Annotated in this window: 23 protein-coding genes; all 23 read left to right on the top strand. The window is 46.6% G+C overall.

All coding sequences use genetic code 11. The annotated features are described in order from the left end of the window. Positions 1-16: 16 nt before the first annotated feature. The 23 genes from MNQ98_RS19455 to MNQ98_RS19345 all read left to right on the top strand — a co-directional run bounded on the left by MNQ98_RS19455 (position 17) and on the right by MNQ98_RS19345 (position 25,579). Positions 17-994 carry a DHH family phosphoesterase gene (locus MNQ98_RS19455; protein ID WP_208918896.1) on the top strand — a complete coding sequence of 326 codons (978 nt, stop codon included), beginning with the start codon at positions 17-19 and terminating at the stop codon, positions 992-994. After that, complete coding sequence (truB, locus tag MNQ98_RS19450) at positions 991-1,905, top strand: tRNA pseudouridine(55) synthase TruB (RefSeq protein WP_241929734.1); 915 nt, start codon at positions 991-993, stop codon at positions 1,903-1,905. Before MNQ98_RS19455 ends, truB begins: the two co-directional genes overlap by 4 nt. A 43-nt stretch (positions 1,906-1,948) precedes the next feature. Next, positions 1,949-2,896 (top strand): bifunctional riboflavin kinase/FAD synthetase, encoded by a 948-nt coding sequence (locus MNQ98_RS19445; protein WP_208918898.1) that lies wholly within the window; start codon positions 1,949-1,951, stop codon positions 2,894-2,896. 168 nt (positions 2,897-3,064) lie between these two features. After that, complete coding sequence (gene rpsO / locus MNQ98_RS19440; protein WP_023957583.1) at positions 3,065-3,334, top strand: 30S ribosomal protein S15; 270 nt, start codon at positions 3,065-3,067, stop codon at positions 3,332-3,334. Positions 3,335-3,842: 508 nt separating this feature from the next. Then, positions 3,843-5,936: a polyribonucleotide nucleotidyltransferase gene (pnp, locus tag MNQ98_RS19435; RefSeq protein WP_241929733.1), complete on the top strand. Its 2,094-nt coding sequence runs from the start codon at positions 3,843-3,845 to the stop codon at positions 5,934-5,936. A gap of 176 nt (positions 5,937-6,112) precedes the next feature. Beyond that, the gene (locus MNQ98_RS19430; protein ID WP_241929732.1) at positions 6,113-7,093 is read left to right on the top strand and encodes a polysaccharide deacetylase family protein; all 981 of its coding nucleotides are present in this window, start codon (positions 6,113-6,115) and stop codon (positions 7,091-7,093) included. A gap of 93 nt (positions 7,094-7,186) precedes the next feature. Then, a complete protein-coding gene (locus tag MNQ98_RS19425) occupies positions 7,187-8,452 on the top strand; it encodes a M16 family metallopeptidase (protein WP_241929731.1) in 1,266 nt (421 codons plus the stop codon). Next, positions 8,430-8,876: a dUTP diphosphatase gene (gene dut / locus MNQ98_RS19420; protein ID WP_241929730.1), complete on the top strand. Its 447-nt coding sequence runs from the start codon at positions 8,430-8,432 to the stop codon at positions 8,874-8,876. Before MNQ98_RS19425 ends, dut begins: the two co-directional genes overlap by 23 nt. A 190-nt stretch (positions 8,877-9,066) precedes the next feature. Beyond that, on the top strand, positions 9,067-9,963 hold the full coding sequence (gene dpsA / locus MNQ98_RS19415; protein ID WP_241929729.1) for a dipicolinate synthase subunit DpsA: 897 nt from the start codon (positions 9,067-9,069) through the stop codon (positions 9,961-9,963). Next, positions 9,964-10,560 carry a dipicolinate synthase subunit B gene (locus MNQ98_RS19410; RefSeq protein ID WP_241929728.1) on the top strand — a complete coding sequence of 199 codons (597 nt, stop codon included), beginning with the start codon at positions 9,964-9,966 and terminating at the stop codon, positions 10,558-10,560. It abuts the gene before it with no gap. Between the two features lie 53 nt (positions 10,561-10,613). Beyond that, on the top strand, positions 10,614-11,660 hold the full coding sequence (locus MNQ98_RS19405) for an aspartate-semialdehyde dehydrogenase (protein ID WP_241929727.1): 1,047 nt from the start codon (positions 10,614-10,616) through the stop codon (positions 11,658-11,660). Positions 11,661-11,726: 66 nt separating this feature from the next. Continuing rightward, positions 11,727-12,941 carry an aspartate kinase gene (gene dapG, locus MNQ98_RS19400; protein ID WP_241929726.1) on the top strand — a complete coding sequence of 405 codons (1,215 nt, stop codon included), beginning with the start codon at positions 11,727-11,729 and terminating at the stop codon, positions 12,939-12,941. A gap of 48 nt (positions 12,942-12,989) precedes the next feature. Beyond that, entirely contained in the window at positions 12,990-13,871 is an 882-nt protein-coding gene (dapA, locus tag MNQ98_RS19395; RefSeq protein ID WP_241929725.1) for a 4-hydroxy-tetrahydrodipicolinate synthase, read from the top strand. Positions 13,872-14,124: 253 nt separating this feature from the next. Then, positions 14,125-15,804, top strand: a complete 1,680-nt coding sequence (locus MNQ98_RS19390; protein WP_208918908.1) for a ribonuclease J — start codon at positions 14,125-14,127, stop codon at positions 15,802-15,804. Positions 15,805-16,008: 204 nt separating this feature from the next. Then, positions 16,009-16,776, top strand: a complete 768-nt coding sequence (locus MNQ98_RS19385; RefSeq protein ID WP_241929724.1) for a ClpP family protease — start codon at positions 16,009-16,011, stop codon at positions 16,774-16,776. Then, complete coding sequence (locus MNQ98_RS19380; RefSeq protein ID WP_241929723.1) at positions 16,773-17,009, top strand: YlzJ-like family protein; 237 nt, start codon at positions 16,773-16,775, stop codon at positions 17,007-17,009. The genes MNQ98_RS19385 and MNQ98_RS19380 overlap by 4 nt, the downstream gene beginning before the upstream one ends. A gap of 53 nt (positions 17,010-17,062) precedes the next feature. Further along, positions 17,063-19,723 (top strand): FtsK/SpoIIIE family DNA translocase, encoded by a 2,661-nt coding sequence (locus MNQ98_RS19375; protein WP_241929722.1) that lies wholly within the window; start codon positions 17,063-17,065, stop codon positions 19,721-19,723. 273 nt (positions 19,724-19,996) lie between these two features. Then, positions 19,997-20,803, top strand: a complete 807-nt coding sequence (gene sleB, locus MNQ98_RS19370) for a spore cortex-lytic enzyme (protein ID WP_241929721.1) — start codon at positions 19,997-19,999, stop codon at positions 20,801-20,803. A 120-nt stretch (positions 20,804-20,923) separates the two neighbouring features. Then, positions 20,924-22,207 carry an EF-P 5-aminopentanol modification-associated protein YfmF gene (yfmF, locus tag MNQ98_RS19365; RefSeq protein ID WP_241929720.1) on the top strand — a complete coding sequence of 428 codons (1,284 nt, stop codon included), beginning with the start codon at positions 20,924-20,926 and terminating at the stop codon, positions 22,205-22,207. 3 nt (positions 22,208-22,210) lie between these two features. Then, entirely contained in the window at positions 22,211-23,494 is a 1,284-nt protein-coding gene (gene yfmH, locus MNQ98_RS19360; RefSeq protein ID WP_241929719.1) for an EF-P 5-aminopentanol modification-associated protein YfmH, read from the top strand. Continuing rightward, a complete protein-coding gene (ymfI, locus tag MNQ98_RS19355) occupies positions 23,491-24,261 on the top strand; it encodes an elongation factor P 5-aminopentanone reductase (RefSeq protein ID WP_241929718.1) in 771 nt (256 codons plus the stop codon). Before yfmH ends, ymfI begins: the two co-directional genes overlap by 4 nt. Positions 24,262-24,377: 116 nt before the next feature. After that, entirely contained in the window at positions 24,378-24,632 is a 255-nt protein-coding gene (locus tag MNQ98_RS19350; protein ID WP_241929717.1) for a DUF3243 domain-containing protein, read from the top strand. A 179-nt stretch (positions 24,633-24,811) separates the two neighbouring features. Then, positions 24,812-25,579 (top strand): DUF3388 domain-containing protein, encoded by a 768-nt coding sequence (locus tag MNQ98_RS19345; protein ID WP_208918932.1) that lies wholly within the window; start codon positions 24,812-24,814, stop codon positions 25,577-25,579. Positions 25,580-25,601: the final 22 nt, after the last annotated feature.

Raw genomic sequence — 25,601 nt, 5'->3', positions numbered from 1 at the left:
ATAAAGGAGAGGGCGAATGCAGACCTATGAACAAGAGCTGCAGCAGGCCAAAAAATTTCTGCTGGAGCATGACGATTACTTGATAGTGTCGCACGTTCAGCCCGATGGAGATGCAGTCAGTTCCACCCTTGCGGTGGGCTGGCTTCTCTCACGTTTGGGCAAAAAATTCACTATGATGAACGAAGGAGTCATTCCGAAGAGAATGAAATCCTTATGGCATGCCGATGATCTAATCAACATGTCGGAGTACCCGCCGCAGCGTTCTTTTAGTAACATTATTTGTGTGGATTGTGCCGATTTTGAGCGTGTTGGCCGGACGAAGCAGTTTTTTACTGAGGATGCAATCATTGTCAACATTGATCATCATCCGACGAACAACCGATACGGCGCTGTCAACGTGGTCCTTCCTGAGGCCGCAGCAACCGCAGAAATTCTTTTTGACCTGTTAAACTTGTTCGAAATAGAGTGGGACGCTGAAGTCGCCACAGCTATATACACAGGTCTGTTAACGGACACAGGTGGCTTCCGTTACGCGAATACGTCTCCAAAAGTGATGGGTATAGCTTCAGAGTTGCTATCCTATGGAGTGAATGGACCGGAGCTTGCGGAGTCGCTGCTGGAAGAGATGACCCTTCCGCAATTGAAAGTGCTGGTCCATGCGCTGAATACATTGAACATTACACCTGACGGAAAGGTAGCTTGGGTGTATGTCACACCTCAGCACATGATCGATACCGGAGCTGTTAATGAAGATCTGGAAGGTATCGTTAATTATCCGCGCAACATTCAAGGTGTAGAGGTTGGGATTTTGTTTAAGCAAGTGGATACCGGAGCTGTTAAGGTAAGCCTGCGTTCCGCTGGAAAAGTGGACGTGGCAGCATTGGCCCAATCCTTTGGCGGAGGCGGGCATGTTCGTGCAGCAGGCTGCCGAATCGAAGGAGATTTGGAAGACACTATTTCTAAGGTAGTAGAGCAGGTGAGACAAGCACTATGACAGAACTAGAAGGTATTTTGGCGGTACACAAGCCAGCTGGATGGACTTCACATGATGTTGTCGCTAAAGTACGCCGTCTTGTCAAAATGAAAAGAATCGGTCACGCGGGAACACTGGACCCTGAGGTAACAGGCGTATTGCCTCTTTGTCTCGGGCGTGCGACCCGTGTGGTTGAATACATGCAGGAGCTTCCCAAAGAGTACCGAGCAGTTCTCCGCTTAGGACTTTCTACAGATACCGAGGATATAACGGGTACGGTAATTGAGTCAGTGGAAACAGTAAATGTAACGAAGAAAGAAGCGGAGGAAACACTTCGTTCCTTTCTAGGTGAGATTTCTCAGGTACCGCCAATGTATTCAGCAGTGAAGGTTGATGGTAAAAGATTGTACGAGCTTGCTCGTGAAGGGAAGACAGTTGAACGCAAAAGCCGTACGGTTAACATTTATGAAATAGAGATGACGGGTTTTGAGGAACAGGAGAACTACACCGATATCTCTTTTCGTGTTCTGTGTTCCAAGGGAACTTATATCCGCACGCTCTGTGTAGATATTGGAAGGAAAATGGGACTCCCTTCGACGATGGCAAAACTTATGCGAACCTTATCGGCGGGGATTTCCTCAAACAAATGTTTGACACTGGAACAAATCGAACAGTTTATGGAAGACGGAACGTTAAGCTCCAGGTTGATCCCTGCGGATGAAGCTATCGTGCACTTGCCTGCCCACACTGTTACCGATGAGAAGAGGAATGCGGCTCTACAGGGACAGAGGTTGTCTGCCCGGGCCGTAGATCCTCCAGTTGATCACTCGGAATGTATCCGGTTGTATGATAGAGAGGACCGGTTTCTAGGTATATTCCAAAGACAGGAAGAGACGGGAGCTGTTGTTCCAGTCAAAGTCTTCTCCGTTTAAAACTAATGATGTCCTATCTAAGTGAATTGCAGGTGAGAAGCACATGAAAATCGTTTCTATATCTTATCCGTTAACCCCGGAACAGAAAAATGAGCTGGGTATTCCGCAGGTAGCGGCTATCGGTCAATTTGATGGCCTCCATCTGGGTCATGGCAGTGTTATTTCTACGGCTGTCGATTTAGCACGCAAAGAGGCTATACCGTCGGCAGTCATTACCTTTTACCCACATCCGAAGGATGTGATGCGTAAAGGGAATTATGAAGGTTATTTAACGCCTCAGGTGGACAAGCAGGAGCTGCTTGCCGAAATGGGGATTGATATACTCTATGTGGTGGATTTCAATGAGGATTTTTCACAAGTCAGTCCGGAAGATTTCGTAACGGAAATGCTCATGCCGCTTCAGCTGCATACGGCAGTGGTCGGCTTTGACTTCCGTTTCGGCTTTAAAGGTGCCGGCCGTGCAGACATGCTTCATGAGATGAGCAGAGGAACGATTCAGGTTGTCACGGTTCCACCTTTCCTAATGGACGGTGAGAAGGTTGGGAGTTCTTCCATACGATCGGCATTGTTTAGCGGTCGGATAGAAGATGCTACCCGTTGGCTTGGTCGGAATTACCGGATTCGTGGTACAGTGATTCATGGCGAGAAGCGGGGTCGCGCTTTGGGATTTCGTACAGCAAATCTGGAGCTTGAGGCACATTATGTTACTCCGGCTTTAGGGGTTTACGCTGTTTGGGCCCGGTGTTCTACGGATAAGGAGTGGCTTCCTGGCGTTATGAGTGTTGGTCTGAAACCTACCTTTCACGACGGTATAGTGAAGCCCATTTACGAGGTACATTTGCTTGACTTTGATGGAGACCTTTATGGACAAACCATGATTGTGGATGTTGTACAGTTTATCCGTAAGGAACTCAAATTCAATTCGGTTAACGAATTGATCGAGGGGATTTCACGGGATGTAGCCAAAACCAGAGAGATCTTGAACCGATAATTCCATTTTTTTGGACAAATTGCGATGATCGCATTTTCTTTTTTAAATAAAGTGTGCTATACTCTTAGAGGTTGCCCGGGTAACGGGCTTTCGTAACCTTGGCTTGGTTGTTCGATCTCACCGTCGGTAACGAGGCCAATGGCGATTATAATGAAGGAGGTGAACAGGATGGCATTGACTCAAGAACGTAAACAACAACTGATTGACGAGCACAAAACTCACGAGTCCGATACAGGATCTCCAGAGGTGCAAATCGCTATCCTAACGGAAAACATTACGAGCTTGACTGACCACTTGCGTACGCACAAGAAAGATCATCACTCCCGTCGTGGATTGTTGAAAATGGTCGGCCAACGCCGTAAATTGCTTGCATACTTGAAAAACAAGGATGTTAAACGTTACAGCGCTTTGATCGAGAAGCTTGGATTACGCCGCTAATAATCCATAAGGTGTACGAAAGCAGCCTGGTTGTCCACTGTCCTTCTTGGAACGACAGCGGTGCAGCCGGGCTCTTTTTAGATTCTAGGGATGCGGTTTATCCTTTGTATTCTTGACGGTTTGTTATGGGCTCAGATGGGTTCTTTCTGTTACATATACAGCCAGATACTGACCCGACTGAACCGCCCTGGATTTTTTAAAGGGCGGTATTTTAAGAGATAAGAAAGTCTAAACTTCGGAGAAACAGCATCCTTATCTCGCAAGAAAAACAACCGCTGAATGCGGTCTGTCTTCATTGAGGTACGTCGATAAGACGTTTTTCTTTAGAGATAAGAAAGTCTAAACTTCGGAGAAACAGCATCCTTATCTCGCAAGAAAAACAACCGCTAAACGCGGTCTGTCTTCATTGAGGTACGTCGATAAGACGTTTTTCTTATGAAGAACGCAAATACAGGCAATACTTGAAATTAGCAGGTAAAAATAAGAAGTCCTCACGAGGAGGGATTACATGGAAAAACGTGTTGAAATGCAGCTGGGAGGAAGACCACTCGTCTTGGAGACAGGCCGATTGGCTAAACAGGCTAACGCTGCGGTTATGGTCCGTTACGGCGATACGGCTGTACTGTGTACGGTAACGGCTTCAAATGAACCAAAAGATTTGGATTTTTTCCCGCTGACCGTTAACTATGAAGAAAGATTGTACGCAGTAGGTAAAATTCCAGGCGGATTTATTAAACGTGAAGGTAGACCTAGTCAGAAAGCGATTCTGGCCAGCCGTTTGACGGACCGTCCGATTCGCCCGCTGTTTCCAGAAGGTTTCCGAAATGACGTTCAGGTATTGAATCTAGTTATGAGTGTGGATCAGGACTGTGCACCTGATATCGCAGCCATGATTGGTACCTCCGCTGCGCTTAGCATTTCCGATGTTCCGTTTAGCGGGCCGATCGGTGGCGTAGCTGTTGGACGTATTGACGGAAAACTCATTATCAATCCGACCATTGCTGAGCAGGAAATCAGTGATGTCTATCTTGTCGTATCCGGTACGAAAGATGCGATTATGATGGTGGAAGCTGAAGCGAACGAAGTGCCTGAAGAAGTAATGCTCGAGGCGATTATGTTCGGTCATGATGAGATTAAGAAGATCGTAGCTACGATCGAGGAACTTGTTAGCATCGCAGGTAAAGAAAAGATGGAAGTGAAACTTCATGCGGTCGATGAAACCGTAAACCGCGAGGTTCGCGAGTTTGCTGCTGAACGGTTGGTGGAAGCGGTTCGTATTGCTGAGAAGCATGCCCGTCAGGATGCGATCGATGTTATTAACGATGAAGCTTTTACTGTTTTTGAAGAGAAATACATTGAAACTCCTGAACTTTTGAAAGACGTTAAAGAGGTTCTGCACGATATCGTAAAAGAAGAAGTCAGACGCCTTATTACGCATGATAAAGTTCGTCCAGATGGACGCGGTCTGTCTGAAATCCGCCCGATCGAATGTGATACAAGCCTTCTGCCGCGTACACACGGCTCCGGTCTGTTTACACGTGGTCAAACACAAGCGCTTAGCGTTTGTACGCTTGGAGCTTTGGGTGACGTACAGATTCTTGATGGTATCGATCTGGAAGAAACGAAGCGTTTCATGCATCATTACAATTTCCCTCCGTTCAGTGTCGGTGAGGCTCGTCCTCTGCGTGCTCCAGGACGTCGCGAAATCGGACACGGTGCATTGGGTGAACGCGCATTGTCCAAGGTTATTCCTTCAGAAGTTGACTTCCCGTACACGATTCGTCTCGTTTCCGAGGTTATTGAATCCAACGGCTCGACATCCCAAGCAAGTATTTGCGCAAGTACTCTTGCCATGATGGATGCAGGTGTGCCGATTAAAGCACCGGTTGCAGGTGTAGCCATGGGCTTGATCAAAGACGGTGATCATGTTTCTATCTTGACAGATATTCAAGGTATGGAAGATCATCTTGGCGATATGGATTTCAAGGTGGCAGGTACAGCTGAAGGCGTTACTGCAATCCAAATGGACATCAAGATTGACGGTATTGACCGCAATATTTTGCAGGAAGCTTTGGATCAGGCCAAAGAAGGCCGTATGCACATTCTCGGTAAAATGATGGAAGTGATTCAGAAGCCAAGAGAAACTCTTTCTCAATATGCTCCTAAAATCATTACAATGCAGATTAATCCGGATAAAATCCGTGACGTTATCGGTGCAGGCGGTAAAATCATCAATAAAATTATTGAAGAAACCGGCGTGAAAATCGATATCGAACAGGACGGACGCGTATTCATCGCTTCATCCAATGCGGAGATGAACCAAAAAGCACTTTCGATTATCGAAGGTATTGTGCGTGAAGTGGCTGTAGGTGAAATTTATACTGGAACCGTTAAACGGATTGAGAAGTTCGGCGCTTTTGTAGAAATTCTTCCGAACAAAGACGGTCTTGTTCATATTTCTCAGCTGTCCACCGAGCGTGTGGCTAAAGTGGAGGATGTTGTTGCGATCGGTGATGTGATTACCGTTAAGGTTACTGAAATCGATCAGCAAGGCCGGATTAACCTTTCCCGTAAAGCCGTTTTGACGGCTGAAACGAAGTAAGGGTAAACCGATGCACGATCTATAATGAAGGAAAGAGGCAGAAATGATTCTGGCTCTTTTTTTTATATCTCTTGTGGGATTTGTTCGGTATGTAGATTGCAAGATAATAAGGTACATAATACGTATCCTCTGCTCATAAAATGGGACAAAGCCTAACAAAGGGGATGGATGCGTCCATGAAAGGATTGAAGGCGGCGGTGCTACTAGTCGGCATCGTATCAGTGTCAGGAATCGCGGTAATTACAGGTTCCTGGGAGTATATCAAACAGCTAAACGAGGTTCAAGGGGCTATAAATTTAGAGCAGCAGACCGCGGCTGTCGACGTGCAATTGCTGAATGAGATTGAAGCCGAAGCAGCTAAGACGAGAATTGAGCCCGTAGATGCTAAGGTGGATTCCGTGTGGAAAGCGGTCCCCGGTTATAACGGCCAGGAGATTCATGTGGAGGAAACGTACAAGAGTAATTTAAAGAGACGAGCGGGTGAACCGATTACGTACGTCTACCGGCAAATACCAGTGAAGGTAACACTGGATCAACTGGGCGAGCATCCGATTTACCGGGGGAATCCGAATAAACCAATGGTATCTTTGATGATTAACGTCGCCTGGGGTAACGAATTTATTGAACCGATGCTAAACATCTTGGATGAGGAAAAGATTAAAACAACCTTTTTCCTGGACGGAAGCTGGCTGGCGAAAAACCCGGAGCTGGCTGCTGAAATATTGAAAAGAGGCCACGAAGTCGAGAATCACGCATACTCTCATCCGAATATGAGCCAGCTGAGCCGGAGCCGTGCAGAGCTGGAGATTGCAAAAACGCAGGATCTGCTTAAGGAAAAACTAGGTGTAACGAACAAATGGTTTGCTCCTCCATCCGGTGATTTTAACCAGCAGACTGTTTCTATTGCACAAGCACGCGGCTTGAAAACCGTTATGTGGACACTTGATACCGTGGATTGGAGGAATCCTTCGCCGGAATCCGTCGTGCAAAAAATTTCGAAAAAAGTTGAGCCTGGCTTTCTGATCTTGATGCATCCTACCATCTCTTCCTCTAAAGCACTTAAAGGCATGATCCAGGGGATACGCGCTAAAGGACTGCAAATCGGTACAGTAAGTGAAACTTTATCACCTGAACGGATTATGCCTTATGGAAGTTGAGTGACTCTTTTAAGTTTGATACAATGTATGGATGGCATCAATCACCTTTAATATAGATTGAGTGAAACTAAGGAGCAGTTAGGAGGGCCTTTCGTGAAAAAAATACAGCTGTCAAACGGCCTGAGAGTAGTTATGGAACAAATCCCGACATGTCGTTCGGTCTCCTTCGGGATTTGGGTCAAAACCGGATCCCGGAATGAATCGCTGGATATAAACGGGATTACCCATTTTATTGAACACATGATGTTTAAAGGAACCGACCGGTTTGATGCTCGCGCGATAGCAGAGCAGTTCGATGCGATAGGCGGCAATGTGAATGCATTTACTTCGAAAGAATATACGTGTTATTACGCGAAGGTGTTGGATGAGCATCTTCCGATTGCTGTAGATGTGTTGTCGGATATGTTCTTTAATTCGCGGCTTGATCCGGAAGAGCTGGCAAAAGAAAAAAATGTAATTCTTGAAGAAATCGCTATGTATGAAGACACACCGGATGATCTGGTTCATGATCTGATGTCTCTTTCCGCTTACGGGGATCATCCACTGGCTTATCCAATTTTAGGTACGAAAGAACGTCTCGAAGCGATGGACTCCGATGCTCTTAGATCGTATATGAACAGTCATTACACGATTGAGAATACGGTAATTGCCCTGGCCGGGAATATTGACGACAGTGTTATTGAACTGCTGGAGCGTCATTTTGGCGCTTTTAAGAACAATGGTTCAAGTCAGCAACTAACCGTGCCTGCCTTCCAGGACGGACTGATCTATCATAAGAAGAAGACGGAACAGAATCATATTTGTCTTTCCTTTCCCGGAAGTTCAATTGGAGATGAGCTCCAATATGCAATGGTTCTACTCAACAACGCCATTGGTGGAGGTATGAGCTCGCGTCTGTTCCAGGAGATTCGTGAAAAGCGGGGGCTTGCTTACTCGGTATATTCTTATCACAGCTCTCATGCGGACAGTGGTATGTTTACTATTTATGCCGGTACCGCACCTAAACAGACGAAGGATGTTCTTGATCTAACAAAAGAGATTTTGTCAGATCTGGCTGTGAAGGGAATGTCGGAAGAAGAGCTTCATAAAGGTAAGGAGCAGCTTAAGGGAAGTCTTATTCTCAGCTTGGAAAGCACGGGCAGCCGCATGAACCGTCTCGGGAAAAATGAGCTAATGCTAGGCCGCCATTACAGCCTGGACGAAATGATTCAGCGCATTGAACAGGTTAATATGGAAGATGTCCAAAAGGTTATCAACCGTATGTTTGAAACTCCGTTCGCTCTAGCCATGGTTGGATCTTCAGATAAAGCGCTGAACAAAATTAGGAGGGACGAATTTGTTGCATTACGTTCAAATTAACAGACTACCAGGTAATGAAGATGTGAAACTTCCGGTCAAAATGTCGGAGCTTGCAGCCGGCTTTGATCTGCATGCTGCTTTGGAGGTACCGGTTGTACTGATGCCGGGAGAGCGGAAGCTGATTCCAACGGGCATTGCCATCGCCATGCCTGGTGAATTGGAAGCCCAAATTAGGCCTCGTAGCGGGCTGGCATTTAAACATGGTATTACATGCCTTAACACACCAGGTACAATTGACGCTGATTACCGCGGTGAGATTAAAGTGCTGCTGATCAACTTAGGACAAGAATCGTTTACGATTGAGCGCAATGAGCGCATCGCTCAAATGGTTTTTCAAACCGTGCCGTCTGTTGAATTTGTACAGGTAGACGAACTATCGGATACCATTCGGGGAGCCGGTGGATTTGGACATACAGGCAAATAGACACGCCCTTTTAGTTTGAAGTTATAAGAAATTATTCTATTGAACCGTTCCGGAAGTTCCGGAACGGTTTTTTTGTATGTTCCTTGATCGATTAACATATCGGCGGAAGTTTCAAGCGCGCTCCGCTCACCTATTTTTAGGCTCCCGCATAAGATGATCTATACTTGGTTGGGAAAGGAGCGAGCCTTGCATGCTGACAGGAGTCCGTACCGTCTTTATTGGCGGAGACGCACGGCAGATTGAGGTTATTCGAAAATGTGCCGAGATGGATGCGTCTGTATCGATTGCCGGCTTTGACAAATTGCAGGATTCCTTCCAGGGAGTAGCCCGAGAGCCTCTTACGGCTGAGCTGCTGTCGGGGGCCGATGTCCTGGTGCTGCCCGTCGTTGGCTGTGATGATGAGGGCCGGATCGGCGCACTGTACGCGGAAGGGCCTTTAAAGCTGGAGGAAGAACACATCCAGGCAATGCCGAAACACGGAGTAGTTTATACGGGCATGGCTAAGAGCTACTTGAGGGCTCTGTGCGAAAAAAATAACATCAAGCTGGTTGAGCTGTTGGAGCGTGATGACGTGGCGATTTATAACTCTATACCGACTGCGGAAGGCGCACTGATGATGGCCATTCAAAATACAGATTTTACTATACATGGATCGACCAGTATGGTGCTAGGTATGGGACGGACTGGATTTACGATGGCTAGGAGTTTGCAGGGATTAGGCGCCAAAATTAAAATGGGTGTCCGCAAAAGCGATCATTTCGCTAGAGCTGAGGAAATGGGCTGGAAGCCATTTTTTATTAAGGATCTGGGTGCACAAGTGTCAGATATTGACCTGCTATTTAATACGATTCCAACGATGATTGTCACAGCACAGATTATATCCAAGATGCCCCATGAGGCTGTTATTATCGATCTCGCCTCTGCACCTGGCGGATGTGATTTCCGTTATGCTGAGAAAAGGGGCATTAAAGCTATGCTTGCACCTGGACTACCCGGAATCGTAGCTCCAAAAACAGCCGGTATCATTATGGCCAACACGTTAGTGGAGTTGATTTCAGAGGAAATCAAGATTCGGGGGGATGCGTAAATGAATTGGAATGGTAAAACGGTAGGTTATGCTTTAACGGGATCACACTGTACGCTGGAAGAAGTTATGCCACAAATTAAGCGCTTTAAAGACGGCGGTGCCAATGTGGTGCCGATCGTATCAGGAACGATCATGACGACGGATACCCGATTCGGCGCATCGGAAAATTGGCAGAAACAGTTGAAAGATATAACGGGTAATGATATTATTTCTACAATTGTTGAGGCGGAACCATTAGGCCCTTCCAAGCTTCTGGATGTTCTGGTCATCGCACCTTGCACAGGCAATTCGACAAGCAAGCTGGCTAATGCCATGACGGATGGCCCTGTCTTGATGGCAGCCAAAGCGCAAATGAGAAACTGCCGGCCGCTTGTGCTGGCTATTTCAACGAACGACGGACTTGGATTGAATGCTGCAAATATCGCAAAACTGCTGGTCACGAAAAATATTTATTTTGTTCCTTTCGGACAGGATAATCCACAGCAGAAACCGAATTCGCTTGTTGCCAGAATGGAACTAATTCCGGAAACCTGTTATGCAGCACTTGAGGGGAAACAGCTGCAGCCTATGATCATTGAACGGTTTCATTCAGCATAAAGTTTAGAATCAGTAGCAGAGACAGTTTATATCATGAAGGGGAGACATGCCAGATGAACGAGCAAAAGTTTAATGTGGCCGTTGTTGGAGCGACGGGAGCGGTTGGAGAACAGATATTAGGACTTTTAGAGAAGCGGGATTTTCCGATTGCTGAACTGAAGCTTCTGTCCTCTGCTAGATCCGCAGGGAAGGTCGTTAAATTCAAAGGTCATGATGTTACAGTACAAGAAGCAACCCCCGACAGTTTTGCAGGCGTTGACATTGCATTGTTCAGCGCAGGTGGAGATGTTAGTAAAGAACTGGCACCGCACGCTGTACGTCATGGAGCTGTATGCATCGATAACACGAACGCTTTCCGCATGGATCCGGACAAAGTTCTGGTCGTACCGGAAGTAAATGCGGAGAAGATTGATGAACATAACGGTATTATCGCTAATCCTAACTGTTCTACGATTCAAATGGTAGCTGCACTGAAACCGCTGCATGATGCTTTTGGTATATCCCGCATCATAGTTTCCACCTATCAGGCTGTATCAGGTGCAGGTAATCAGGCGATTCAGGAGATGCTTCGCCAGAGTAAGGAAGTGCTGGCAGGAAACGATGTTCAGCCGGACATTCTGCCGGTCGGATCGCTCCCGGTGAAGCATCAGATCGCGTTTAACGCTATTCCGCAGATCGATAAATTTGCGGATAACGGATATACATTGGAAGAAATGAAAATGGTCCGTGAGACCAAAAAAATAATGGGCGACGAATCCATTGAAGTTACGGCTACCTGCGTTCGAATTCCGGTTGTACATGGTCATTCTGAATCTGTTTATGTTGAATTCAAGAACGACTACGAGCTGGAAGATGTAAAGACGCTGCTTGAAGCCGCTCCGGGTGTTACACTTGTGGACGATCCTGCTTCACAGGCATATCCCCTTGCAACGGATGCGGCAGGTAAACCGGACGTATTTGTCGGACGTTTGCGCCGTGATCTAGGACATAACCGCGGCCTGAATATGTGGATCGTCTCGGATAACCTGCTAAAAGGCGCGGCTTGGAATGCTGTGCAAATTGCAGAAATCATCGTTTCTAAACGAAACGGCCAGGCTTAAAAGCTGGCCGTTTCATTCCATCGGCGCCTTGATTGGTTCTCCGGCATAAACAACGGAGGAATACACATGCGCATTCTGGTTCAAAAATTCGGCGGTACTTCGTTATCCTCGCCACAAGCAAGAACCCATGTCATTGAACATATTCGCCGTGAGCTTGCCCGGCAGTATCGACTGGTCGTGGTCGTGTCGGCGATGGGCCGTCGGGGAGAACCCTATGCAACGGATACACTTCTAGATTGGAGTGAGCAGAACGGTAACGGCCTTCCACTTCGGGAAAAAGACTTGCTGCTCTGCTGCGGTGAGATTATATCGGCAGCAACACTGTGCAGTCTTCTTCAGCATGAGGGGATTACAGCAACTGTGCTTACAGGTGCTCAAGCCGGATTTATCACAGATAATCAGTTCGGCAACGCGCGAATATTGGATGTGAAACCGGACCGGGTTCGAGCAGAACTGGAGAATGTCCAGGTAGTCATTGTGACTGGATTTCAGGGACAGACGGAGTCCGGTGATTTTACGACACTTGGACGGGGTGGCAGTGACACGTCAGCCACGGCGCTGGGCGCTGCGCTACGGGCAGAAATGATCGATATTTATACAGACGTGAACGGTATTTTGACAGCCGATCCCAGAATTGTTGAGGATGCTAGACCGCTAAGCCATATGAGCTATACAGAAATTTGCAATATGGCACATCAAGGGGCAAAAGTCATTCATCCGCGCGCGGTCGAAATTGCAATGCAATCGTTGATCCCTGTTCGAGTCCGTTCAACCTTTACGGATAGTGAAGGGACACTTGTTACGCAACCAGACGGCTTTCATGATGTGCAGATGGGATTCGTTGACCGGTTTGTTACCGGAGTGGCTTATGTTAGTAACATTACACAGATTTCAGTGGATTGTGACCGTACGGAAGGTCTCCAGTTAAAAGTGTTCAAAACAATGGCTGAAAACTCGATAAGCGTCGATTTTATTAACGTTACTCCTTCAGGAGTTCTGTATACTGTATTTGATAGTGACTCGGAGAAAGCAATCTCGGCATTGCAGGGATTGAACATGAAACCGAGGAGCCTGTCAGGCTGCGCTAAAGTTTCTGTGATCGGGGGAGGCATTAACGGTGTTCCCGGGATCATGGCTAAAATCGTGGAAGCTCTCAGCGAGTATGATATTCCAATACTCCAATCGGCAGATTCAAATACAACGATATGGGTCCTTGTAAAAAAAGAGGATATGGTTCAGGCGCTTCGGGCGCTTCACAGTAAATTTGAGCTTCATCGGTAAAATTTGTTGATTACTCGGCTTTGCCAAAATAGGTAAGGAGGAAACATTGTGGATTTCGGAAGATTGATTACGGCCATGGTTACCCCTTTTGATACAAATGGTGATATTAATTGGGACGAGACTGCAAGGCTGATCGATTATTTAATTGTTGATCAGAAGTCTGATTCCATTGTGGTTGCAGGGACTACAGGAGAATCCCCAACGTTAAGCGAAGATGAGAAGCTGAAGTTATTCCGGTTTGTTATGGAGCATGCGGCTGGAAGAAGCAAAGTCATCGCGGGAACAGGAAGCAATGACACGGCTCACTCCATAGAGCTAACCCAAAAAGCTGAGCAATGCGGTGTCGACGGGATTCTTCTCGTGGCGCCATATTACAACAAACCGAATCAGGAAGGTCTGTTTCGGCATTTCGAAGCTATTGCGAAATCAACCTCGCTTCCGATCATGCTATATAATGTACCAGGGCGAACAGGAATCAGCCTAAGTACTGCAACAACACTGAGACTTGCTGAAATACCTAACATTGTGGCGACCAAGGAGTGTGCCTCCTTGGAACAAGTAACCCAGATTGTTACGGGGGCACCTGAACATTTCATCGTATATTCAGGCGATGATTCCGCTGCTCTACCCGCAATGTCGGTAGGTGCATACGGGGTTGTAAGTGTGGCAAGTCATGTAGCTGGCTCCGTGATGAAGGATATGATTGATGCCTATGTCCGAGGTCAAGTGCAACAAGCCGCCAAACTGCACCAGAAGCTTTTCCCGTTATATAAAGGATTGTTCGAATGCCCGGATCCGCTCCCGAATCCGTCAGCTGTTAAATATGCTCTTGAAGTGAAAGGATATAAGGTAGGAGGAGTCCGCCTGCCGTTGATTTCCCCGAGCGAAAGCGAGTCTGCATACATCCGAAAAGTGCTCGAAGACTTGTAATTCATACAGTTACGAAGACAAATAATATGCATTTATCCCATAAATCCCGAAAAACCGCCTTTTTTACACAAGAAGGCGGTTTTTCTTTTATAAAACGCCGTTTTTTAGGGGTATCCTATGCCTTACTGGGTGGGTGACTTGTGTTTTCACTTTTTCTTCATGTATAATGAATTCAAGTGACTGGGTGCGGTATATTTTTGAAATTTAATATAACATTGGTGGACGTCCAAAACTATAGGAGGGTTAGATTCATTTGTCTAAAAAAATAAATAACGATAAACTATCGATTTTCGCCCTGGGCGGCGTCGGTGAGATCGGGAAAAACATGTATGTCATTCAGTATGCCAATGACATCGTTGTCGTGGATGCGGGATTGAAGTTCCCGGAAGAGGACATGCTTGGAATTGATATTGTTATTCCTGATATTACCTATTTGACTGAAAATCGTGATAAAGTGAGAGGCATTTTGCTGACTCACGGACACGAGGACCATATTGGCGGATTGCCTTACGTATTGAAACATCTGAATGTTCCTGTGTATGGAACAAAGCTGACACTGGGTCTGGTGGAGAACAAGCTGAAGGAAGCGAATTTGCTGGGCGAAACGAAGCGAATTCTGATTCATGCAGATTCAGAAATCCAGCTCGGAAGCACGTTGAAAGCTACTTTTTTCAAAACAAATCACAGTATTCCGGATTCTGTCGGTATTTGCATCGATACACCGGAAGGTAGTGTAGTTCATACCGGTGACTTTAAATTCGATCATACTCCAGTCAATGACCAGTATGCCGATTTGCAGCGTATGGCTGAAATCGGAAGCAAAGGTGTTCTGGCACTACTGTCAGACAGCACGAATGCAGAGAAACCGGGTTTTACACCATCTGAGAAAAACGTCGGGATCGTGTTGGAAGATATTTTCCGCAAAGCGGATCAGCGCGTTGTTGTAGCAACGTTTGCATCGAACGTACACCGGATTCAGCAGGTGATGAACGCGGCGGAATCTACGGGTCGCAAAGTGACTGTTATCGGAAGAAGCATGGTGAATGTCGTATCTATCGCTTCCGATTTGGGATATCTTCACATTCCAGACGGAATGCTAATTGAACCAGAGGAAGTTAACAAGATGGCTGCCGATCGTGTGGTTGTACTGTGTACTGGCAGTCAAGGCGAGCCGATGTCTGCATTGACACGCATGGCTCGTTCGACACATCGTAAAGTGGATATTTTACCTGGTGATACCGTTATTATTGCAGCAACACCTGTACCAGGTAACGAAAAATATGTGGGACGTACGATTGATGAACTGTTCCGTCTCGGTGCAGATGTTATTTATAGCGGTTCCAATTCCGGTGTTCACGTATCTGGACACGGAAGTCAGGAAGAACTTAAACTTATGCTGAACCTGATGAGACCGAAATATTTCATCCCAGTTCATGGTGAATTCCGTATGCAGCGCCGTCATGCGTTGCTTGCTGAATCCGTGGGCGTTGATCCTGACAATATTTTCATTACGGATCTGGGTGAGATTGTTGAGATTCAAGGTGGCTCTGCACGCAAAGCCGGTAAAGTGACAGCTGGTAACGTACTGATCGACGGACTGGGTGTTGGCGATGTTGGCAACATTGTGCTCCGTGACCGCAAGCTGCTTTCTCAAGATGGTATTTTGGTTGTAGTTGTTACTCTTAGTAAACAAAACGGATCCATTGTATCCGGTCCAGATATTATTTCCCGCGGTTTCGTATATGTACGTGAATCAGAAGGTTTGCTGGAAGAAAGCAACCGAATCGTTTCGAGTACATTGCAGAAGCTAATGAGTGAAAATGTTAATGAATGGGCTTCACTTAAAACAAGTGTAAAAGACGCGTTGGGACGCTTCCTTTACGAGCAAACACGCCGCAGACCGATGATCCTTCCGATCATTATGGAAGTCTAATCTTTTACAAACGAACAGAATAATCAGGCACACAGTCGCCCCTTTCGCAGGTAATATTGGACGGTTTCCTCGAAAGGGGCTTTTTATATTGCCTGTACCACTCAAAAAGTAACGAAGATGTTCTACAAAGGCATAATCCGGTCTGTATGTTTGCCATACTACACTATAGTGCAACATGACTATGATATAAGGTAGGGTGCAGATATGGAAAACAACTCAGTTAACGGTAGAAGATCAGCATTTGGAGAAGAGACGGAACTTCCAGCAGTCCCATCGGAAGAGAATAAAAAACCGACGGTCATAGATACAATCCAGCAATTAGGGCAAACCAGTGTGCCCGCAGGTGGTGAGTCCAATATTTTTTGTATGACAATAATCGGTCAGATTGAAGGACATATCGTACTGCCGCCGCAAAATAAGACGACCAAATACGAGCATATCATTCCGCAATTGGTTGCTGCAGAGCAAAATCCACGGATTGAAGGACTGCTCATTATTTTGAATACGGTTGGGGGAGATGTGGAGGCAGGTCTTGCTATCGCAGAGATGATTGCCTCGCTAACGAAACCGACCGTTACCGTTGTCATTGGAGGGGGTCACAGCATCGGTGTACCGATTGCAGTAGCTTCGAGTCATTCTTTCATCGCTGAAAGTGCGACGATGACGATTCATCCGATACGGATGAGCGGGCTGGTTATAGGGGTACCGCAGACTTTTGAATATATGGAGAAAATGCAGGAGCGGGTCGTTCGTTTTGTGACATCTCATTCCAGAATCACTGAGGAACAATTCAAAGATTTGATGTTTAAAACGGGTGAGTTGAACCGGGATATCGGTACAGCCGTGGCAGGTACAGACGCTGTGAAATACGGATTAATGAATGAAGTGGGCGGAATCGGACAGGCTTTGGCCAGATTGAACGGGATGATTGGAGAACGGAAAAGTGTTAGTGCAGGAGGGATTACCCAATGACGCTATACACCGTGATGCCGCAAGAAGTAATCTGGATGGAAGAAACTCAGCTTTATCAACCAGCTCAAACGATGGAACTCCAAATCGGTAGCCTGCTTATGCAGGTCGAACTGCTGAGTGACAACAAGGCAAAAATATTACGATTGCTAAGTTGTGAGCTTGGGGATTATTTAAATCCGCTTTATGCTCCTGGCAGTACCATTTCGTTCGTTCCTGTCATTGGAACAAAATAGGGCTAAAGTCTGAAAACAGAACATAGGTACGCCACCGGAATATATGTTATAATATGGCTTCGGGGGTGACACTTTTGGCAAAACGCAAGCGAAAGAAAAGGGCTGTATTTGCCTCAGTCCTAAAGTATGAAATATATGGAATAATACTGATGACACTCTCGGTGATTGCTTTATCCGGAGAGGCACCGGTAGGACGCTCCTTATCTAAGATGTCAGGATACGTGCTGGGTAAATACTATTTTGTAATCCCCCTGATCGGAATTTATTACGGATTAATGGTGATGATTCACCGTAAATGGCCCAAGCGCTGGAACAGCCGTAGAACCGGGGTGCTTCTGCTAGTCCTATCCCTGGCCTTGATGAGCAGTATTAGTGGATTGGAGCCGAAGCTGGCCCCGATTGGGCAACTGAACTCGGGTAATGTGCTTACCCAGATACATAGCGATTTACAAGGTGAGCTTTTGCATGGTGAAACGGACGGAAACCATCCTGTAATGGGAAAGGATATTAGCGGAGGCTATGCAGGTGCATTGCAGTTTTCTCTCCTGCTTATGTTTTTTGGCGGAATTGGTGCCCGTCTTATTATGATTGTCATGCTGTTCATTAGCTTCATGCTGATCACAAATCTGTCGTATGTGGATCTTATGCGTATGCTCCGTACCCGCTTAGTCAATGCAAGTGGACATCTACAGAAGAAAATGCAGGGACGCCAGACCAAGGCTAAAGCTTCAACTTCGAAGGCTGAACGAAAGAAACCGCAGAGTCTTCCGGTGTATGAGGATGAAGATGATGATAGTGATGACCTGGATGATGTTGATATGTCGTTGTCCAGACGAAAATCGCCAATATTCTTCCAACTATTTGGTAACAAGGGATCTAAGTCTAAGAATAAGGCAGAACAAGCGGCTCAGGACAGCGTTATGACTTCGGGCAAGGGCGGTCCAGCTGCTATGGAAGTAGCAGGCATTCCTGGCATGGATCCGGTAGAAGATCACTCATTCGATTATGACATGCCGGGAGATGCGAGTATACAATCACCGGCTCCGACCTCACCCATTATTCGGGATTTCTTCGAGCAGGTTAAGCATGAAGATGTAGTGGAGGAAGAGGAACCGGATGAAATGGACTCTGTACATTTCCAAGAGACTGCAACGGATGGTGCACCCGAAAGCGCTGGAGAGATGGGACCGGGAATGGCAGAACATGCCTCGAAACCCGTTTCAGGACATACCTCTGAAGGAGAGGAGGGCCATGAGAGCACTCCTCTCGCACCGCCACCGCCACCACCGAAACCTTATAAGCTTCCTCCGTTCCGTTTGCTCTCCAAGCCTAACAACGGCGGTAAGCTGGGGGACCAGAATGACTACATGCAAACAGCCCGTAAGCTTGAAGCTACTCTTGAAAGCTTCGGCGTCCGTGCTAAAGTGTTGGAGGTTGTGCGTGGCCCATCTGTAACCCGGTATGAGATTCAACCGGATATCGGAGTAAAAGTCAGCCGGATTGTAAGTTTAACGGATGACATTGCGCTTGCCCTTGCAGCCAAGGACATCCGTATGGAGGCGCCGATACCAGGCAAATCAGCAATTGGTATCGAGGTACCGAACAATGAGGTGTCTATAGTAACGATGCGGGAAGTAATGGAGACGCCGATGTTCCAGGATGCACAGTCTAAGCTGTCCATTGCTTTCGGACGTGACATTTCTGGACAGACCATTGTCGGGAACCTTGCCCGAATGCCCCATCTGCTTGTAGCCGGTGCGACAGGCTCCGGTAAGTCAGTATGTATTAATGGGATTATCACAAGCATTCTGTATAAAGCCAAGCCGGATGAAGTGAAATTTCTAATGGTCGATCCCAAAATGGTCGAGTTGAATGTGTACAACGGAATTCCTCATCTGATGGCTCCAGTGGTGACCGATCCTAAACGGGCTTCACTGGCTCTCAAGAAGATCGTGGTTGAAATGGAAAAACGTTATGAACTGTTTTCCAAATCGGGTACACGGAATATTGAAGGCTATAACACACTGATGAAAGATAATCCGTCGGCGGTATTGCCTTACATTGTCGTTATCGTGGACGAGCTTGCCGACCTGATGATGGTCGCAGCACATGATGTTGAGGAGGCGATAACCCGTCTCGCTCAAATGGCGCGTGCGGCGGGTATCCATCTGATTATTGCCACTCAGCGTCCTTCTGTAGACGTCATTACGGGTGTCATCAAAGCGAATATTCCTTCCCGGATCGCGTTCGGTGTATCGTCACAGGTCGATTCCAGAACGATTCTGGATATGGCCGGAGCAGAAAAGTTGCTCGGCCGCGGTGATATGCTGTTCATGCCAATGGGTTCATCAAAGCCTGTTCGAGTTCAAGGCGCATTTATGAGTGATCAGGAAGTGGAGAATATTGTAGGCTTTGTCCGTGATCAAGGGCAGGCGGAATATGATGAGTCTCTTGTTCCTGAAATAGATGAATCCTCAACTTCCGATGATGAGGTGCTGGATGAACTGTATGATCAGGCGGTAAGTATTATTTTGGAAGCGAAGCAGGCATCGGTATCTCTGCTGCAGCGGCGTATGCGTGTCGGCTACACCCGTGCTGCACGGTTGATCGACTCAATGGAAGCCAGAGGGGTTATCGGTCCTTACGAGGGCAGTAAGCCGCGGGAGGTTCTCATGTCGATGGAACAATATCAGCAGAGTCGAGTCAGTTCATAACTATATCAGGGGGTGTCCTAAAAGGTCTATTGACCTGGGACGCCCCTTCGTCTGTTGTGAGACGCTGCGCGTACGAATCATTAGGTGATAGTACAACTTTAATTACAATTTAGAAACGGGTTTTGCCTTAGGGAGGGGCAAACCGTTTCTTTTTTTGTATTGTGTGAGTGACAGATCTACTTCCTCTTGGAAGGTCGTGCATAGGAAACAGGCATGCTTGTCATAATAACTTTAGCGATCCTGTTAAATCACAAGAGAAAGGTAGAGCGCAGCATGAAAAACGCAAAGATTTGGCTACTTACCGGAGTCGTGGTGTTGATAACGGCGTCTATTTTCTCCCAGGCAAAGGTCACATCGAAAACCGAAAGTACTCCACTCACGCAGGAAGCCTTGCCGACTTTCAGCCAGGCTATTGTGAAATTCGGTTCCACCGGTGAGGATGTATATGAGCTACAGGGACGACTGAAGCATTTAGGGTTTTATCACGGTAAAATTGATAGTGTTTTTGGCTCTAAGACACGAGGTTCTGTCAAATGGTTTCAATCCGAGTTCGGTATGAAGGTTGATGGTATTGTTGGTCCTAAGGTAAAACTTAAGTTGTACAATGCTACGAAAAACTGGCGTCCAACAGAGCCTAAGCTTCATGAAAACTGGGCTGCTAATAAGGGTAACACAGGCAAGAAGAAAGAGGATGCTAATCTTTCCTCCGCCAATCCGATGGGATTGTCAGACAATGATCTGAAAATTATGGCAAATGCCGTCTATGGTGAAGCCCGTGGTGAACCGTTTGAAGGACAGGTTGCAGTTGCTGCTGTTATTCTTAACCGTGTCAAATCGCCGAGCTTTCCAAACACGCCATCAGGTGTTATTTTCCAACCTCGAGCATTCACCGCTGTAGCTGACGGACAAATCTGGCTGGAGCCGAACGAAACTGCCAAAAAAGCGGTTCTCCAGGCCTTGAATGGCTGGGATCCTTCGGGAGGATGTCTCTATTACTTTAACCCGAAGACGGCTACTTCTGAGTGGATCTGGACCCGTCCTCAAGTGAAAACTATAGGACAGCATATTTTCTGTATGTAATGTCGCAGGGAGCAATCGAGGGTTTGTCTTCGGTTGCTTCTTCACTTTGTGATGGGTTAGAATGGAACTAAATTACATCTTTGTGCACCATCAATATATGTGGTAAGGGAGTTTTGGACCTTGACGACGAAAACGGGATTTGAACACGGTACGGCCGGCGGTATCCGGATTCATGTGCTACCGACCCGCCGTTTCAAAACATTCGCAATTTCGCTGTATGCGGGAAGTCCACTGGATGAGAACACAGTGACAACAACGGCGCTGACGCCGTTTGTGCTGCGGAGAGGTACGGTTTCCTATCCGGAGACCCGGGCCTTCCGTGAGCGGCTTGAACAACTGTATGGAGCAGGTTTCGGATTTGATGTTTATAAACGCGGAGATCACCAGATTGTTCATTTTCGAATGGACACAATCAACGATTCCTTTGTTCAGAGTCCGGAGAGTCTTTTGAAATCGTCTTTTGCTTTTTTGGGTGAAGCTCTAACTGCACCAACTCTTGAGAACGGAGTTTTTCGTACATCCTATGTTCAGACGGAGCGGGACACCGTACGCAAAAAGCTGGAAAGCATTGTGAATGACAAAATCCGCTATGCGGCCGAGCGTTGTATTGAGGTTATGTGCAGAAATGAGCCATACCGGCTCCATCCTCTGGGTCAGCGTAAGGACCTGGACGGTATTACGGCGGAAAGTCTTTATGCAGCCTACCGCCAATGGCTGAACGAAGCCGTATTTGATCTTTACGTTGTTGGTGATACGTCCATCGACGAAGTGAAAAAGCTTGTTGAAGAGCATTTTACCATGGATCGCTCTAGTACAGCAGAATATACGGCTTCTGTTGTCCGTTCGGACTCTTCCGAACCACAGACGGTTGTCGAGAAGCTCGATATTAATCAAGGTAAGCTGAATCTTGGTCTGCGCAGCAAAATTACGTATAGCGACAAAGATTACGCAGCAGCCTTGATGTACAACGGAATTCTGGGCGGATACCCTCATTCCAAGCTGTTTGTGAATGTCCGGGAGAAGGAAAGTCTGGCGTATTACGCATCATCCCGTTATGACGGCCACAAAGGTATCGCGACGATTCAATCGGGTATCGAGATCCAGAATTACGAAAAAGCGGTAGATATTATCCGGAAACAGTTAGACGACATGGCCTCAGGTGTCATATCGGACATTGAAATGACACAGACCAAGGCAATGATTCGGAATGTGATTAAGGAAATGCAGGATTCAGCCTTTGAGTTAATTGCCTATGATTTTAACCGTCAACTGTCCGGTAAGGAGCGTACTGCGGAGGAACTTCTGGAGCAGGTGGGTAATATTTCCATAGGGGACGTTACACGCGCTGCATCTGCATTTTCGCTGGATACGATTTATTTCCTGAAAGGTCAAAAGGAGGAATAGCCGGTGCAAAGCATTCATTATGAGAACCTGCAGGAAACGTTGTATTATGAAGTGCTGGATAACGGACTGCACCTGTATGTGCTGCCAAAGCCCGGATTCCAAAAAACATACGCAACGTTTGCCACGAAATACGGCTCAGTAGACAATCATTTTCGCGTAGAAGGCGAGTCGGAAGTCAGAGTTCCTGACGGCATTGCCCATTTTCTTGAGCATAAAATGTTTGAAGAGCCCGAAGGCGACATTTTCGCTAAATTCGCGTCGAACGGAGCATCAGCGAACGCGTTTACAAGCTTTGATCAAACGGTATATCTGTTCTCTGCAACAGAGAACATTATGGCGAACTTAGAAACACTGATTGACTTTGTTCAGAACCCTTATTTTACGGACCAGAACGTGGAGAAGGAAAAAGGGATCATCGGACAGGAAATCAACATGTATCAGGACAATCCAGACTGGCGCGTCTATTTCGGGTTGATCGAAGCGATGTATAAAGTGCACCCTGTGCATATTGACATTGCGGGAACCGTCAAGTCGATTGGAACGATTACGAAAGAAGACCTATACACGTGTTACAATGCCTTTTATCATCCAAGTAATATGCTGCTGTTTATTGTCGGTGGCGTGAATCCGGAAGAGACCATCTCAATGGTAAAGGCCAATCAGGCTGGAAAAAACTACGAGAAGCAGGGGGGCATTGAGCGTTTGTTCGATCAGGAGCCGCTGGAAGTTGCGGAGAAACGTAAAGTGAGCCAGCTTGCGGTTTCCTTGCCAAAATGTCTGTTCGGCTTTAAGGAGAAGAGTATTGGCCTTACGGGTGAAGATCAGCTTCGCCTTGATCTGACGACAAAGCTGATGCTGGATCTGCTGTTTGGCTCAAGCACAGAACTGTATCAGAAACTCTATGACGAGGATTTGATTTCGGACAATTTTTCACATGAATTCAATAGTTCGCCTCAGTACGCTTTCTCTGCTGCAGGCGGTGACACGAAAGATCCTGAGCAGCTTCTTCAGCGTATTCGTGAGGAAGTGGAACGCTTGAAGGAAAATGGATTTAATCAGTCTGACTTTGAACGGGCCCGGAAAAAGAAAATGGGCGGTTACCTGCGCATGCTTAATTCCCCAGAGAACATCGCGCATGAATTTACAAGGTACCAGTTCAGAGGAAGCAATCTGTTCTCGGTTCTGCCAGTTTATGAGTCCATTTCACTGGAGGATGTTAACCGCAGATTGCAGGAACATGTTGACTGGAATCAGCTTTCTGTTTCCCTTGTTGTAAGTCCGGAATGAACGATCTTAAGGGAGAGGTTCAGAAACCGATTGGGGAAATGACGGTATTGATTACAGGGGCCAGCAGAGGCATTGGAGCGGCGATAGCTGAGCGATTTGCCGCTGTTGGCATGAATATCATTATTCACTACATGAGTTCTCATGAAGCCGCTAACGAGGTTGCACGCCGCTGTATGAGCCATGGATCGAAGGTATTGACAGTTTCTGCAGATCTGAAGGATAAGGAACAGATTTTGCGGATGCAAGAGAAGCTGCAGAGTCATGGCATGGAGCCTGATATCTTGGTCAACAACGCGGGGATTTCACATTATGGCCTTCTGTCGGATGTGACAGAAGAAGAATGGGATACAGTCATGTCAGTCAATTTGAAAGGTGCATTCTTATGCACACAAGCCTTTATGGGAAGGATGGTTTCGCAGCGATTCGGGCGGATCATCAATGTATCTTCAGTATGGGGACTTTCCGGTGCTTCATGTGAGGTGTTATATTCCACGAGCAAGGGAGGACTTAACGCGTTCACAAAAGCGCTGGCTAAGGAACTGGCTCCTTCCGGTGTGACGGTCAATGCGGTTGCTCCGGGTGCGGTGGATACGTCCATGCTCGGTCATTTGGAGGCAGATGAAATTCGTATGCTGGAGGAAGAAATTCCGGCTGGACGCCTTGCGCAGCCGGATGAAATCTCTTCGCTTGTTTACTTTTTGGCTTTGCCGGAGTCCGGTTACATCACGGGCCAGGTCATCAGTCCAAACGGCGGATGGGTGACCTGAGACGGTTGTATAATCATGATGGTGCATTTCTCCACTCATAGCGGGGGGAGTACGGGGACATATTATTATTGTTCATTTTAAATCTCAATTGCCAACAAGCAGAGGAGGATTTAATCATGTCATCCGTACTCAAAAATTTTGATTCATGGAAAAAGTTCCTTGGTGAGCGTATCGTTCAAGCCGAGAAAGCGGGAATGAATGAAGATACCATTTCCCAGCTTGCTTTTGAAATTGGCGATTTCCTTGATGAGAAAGTCGATCCTCAAAACTCTTCCAACCGTGCTCTTAAAGAGCTCTGGGATGTAGGTAATGAGGAAGAGCGTCGCACGATTGCCCGTCTCATGGTTAAACTGGCTAAAAGCAACGCATAGTTGGAGCAGCCCCCTAAAACAGGGGGCTTTTTATTCGAAAGTTACAGAGTTGGCCTTGCCTTTCATTTTCATTTTATATATCATTAACGTGACCCATTTTTTAAAACTTTTTTCGGCATGTCCATAATTGGTAAGTAATGTCGAAGGTTGATGGAATAGAAGTTCGATGAGGTGTCTTTGTGGAATCTAAACAATGGTATATGGAGTATAAGATACATAAGAACCGTCCAGGTTTGCTCGGTGATATTGCTTCTATGCTCGGTATGATGGAAGTGAACATTCTGACGATCAACGGTGTTGAAGGTCAGACGAGAGGTATGCTGCTCGAAACAGATGATGAAGAGAAAATTGTATTAATGGGTAAAATGTTAAATAAAGTCGAAAATATAACGGTGACGGCTTTAAGACCGCCTAAACTGGTTGATATTTTGGCTGTCCGTCATGGCCGTTACATCAATCGCGACTCTGACGATCATAAAACTTTTCGCTTTACCCGTGACGAGCTTGGTTTACTTGTTGATTTTTTAGGTGAATTGTTCAAAAGGGAAGGAAATCAGGTTATTGGTCTTCGGGGAATGCCGCGCGTTGGCAAGACAGAATCGATTATCGCCGGCAGCGTATGTGCGATGAAACGGTGGACGTTTGTTTCCTCGACGCTGCTAAGACAAACGATTCGCAGTCAGCTGTCCGAGGATGAAATGAATTCCTCCAATGTGTTTATTATTGACGGAATCGTAAGCACCATTCGTTCCAACGAGAAGCACTACCAGCTTCTTCAGGACATTATGTCGATGGAGAGCACCAAAGTGATTGAGCATCCCGATATTTTTGTGCGGGAATCGGAATATTCTTATGATGATTTTGATATTTTGATTGAATTGCGAAACAATCCGGGTGAAGAAATCGTTTATGATACATTCACCGGTTCATACAGTGACGATCTGTAAATGACCGCAGAAATTCCAAGAG

Origin of the sequence: Paenibacillus sp. N3/727 (assembly GCF_022637315.1) — a bacterium.
In the GTDB taxonomy this organism is placed as follows: domain Bacteria; phylum Bacillota; class Bacilli; order Paenibacillales; family Paenibacillaceae; genus Paenibacillus_AQ; species Paenibacillus_AQ uliginis.
Note: the sequence above shows the minus strand (reverse complement) of the source record. Positions and strands in the feature narration are given on the sequence as shown.

Coding starts and splice junctions, on each gene's coding strand:
- MNQ98_RS19455 (WP_208918896.1), top strand. CDS start 17: ATGCAGACCTATGAACAAGAGCTGCAGCAGGCCAAAAAATTTCTGCTG.
- truB (WP_241929734.1), top strand. CDS start 991: ATGACAGAACTAGAAGGTATTTTGGCGGTACACAAGCCAGCTGGATGG.
- MNQ98_RS19445 (WP_208918898.1), top strand. CDS start 1,949: ATGAAAATCGTTTCTATATCTTATCCGTTAACCCCGGAACAGAAAAAT.
- rpsO (WP_023957583.1), top strand. CDS start 3,065: ATGGCATTGACTCAAGAACGTAAACAACAACTGATTGACGAGCACAAA.
- pnp (WP_241929733.1), top strand. CDS start 3,843: ATGGAAAAACGTGTTGAAATGCAGCTGGGAGGAAGACCACTCGTCTTG.
- MNQ98_RS19430 (WP_241929732.1), top strand. CDS start 6,113: ATGAAAGGATTGAAGGCGGCGGTGCTACTAGTCGGCATCGTATCAGTG.
- dpsA (WP_241929729.1), top strand. CDS start 9,067: ATGCTGACAGGAGTCCGTACCGTCTTTATTGGCGGAGACGCACGGCAG.
- MNQ98_RS19410 (WP_241929728.1), top strand. CDS start 9,964: ATGAATTGGAATGGTAAAACGGTAGGTTATGCTTTAACGGGATCACAC.
- MNQ98_RS19405 (WP_241929727.1), top strand. CDS start 10,614: ATGAACGAGCAAAAGTTTAATGTGGCCGTTGTTGGAGCGACGGGAGCG.
- dapG (WP_241929726.1), top strand. CDS start 11,727: ATGCGCATTCTGGTTCAAAAATTCGGCGGTACTTCGTTATCCTCGCCA.
- MNQ98_RS19385 (WP_241929724.1), top strand. CDS start 16,009: ATGGAAAACAACTCAGTTAACGGTAGAAGATCAGCATTTGGAGAAGAG.
- MNQ98_RS19380 (WP_241929723.1), top strand. CDS start 16,773: ATGACGCTATACACCGTGATGCCGCAAGAAGTAATCTGGATGGAAGAA.
- MNQ98_RS19375 (WP_241929722.1), top strand. CDS start 17,063: ATGGCTTCGGGGGTGACACTTTTGGCAAAACGCAAGCGAAAGAAAAGG.
- sleB (WP_241929721.1), top strand. CDS start 19,997: ATGAAAAACGCAAAGATTTGGCTACTTACCGGAGTCGTGGTGTTGATA.
- ymfI (WP_241929718.1), top strand. CDS start 23,491: ATGAACGATCTTAAGGGAGAGGTTCAGAAACCGATTGGGGAAATGACG.
- MNQ98_RS19350 (WP_241929717.1), top strand. CDS start 24,378: ATGTCATCCGTACTCAAAAATTTTGATTCATGGAAAAAGTTCCTTGGT.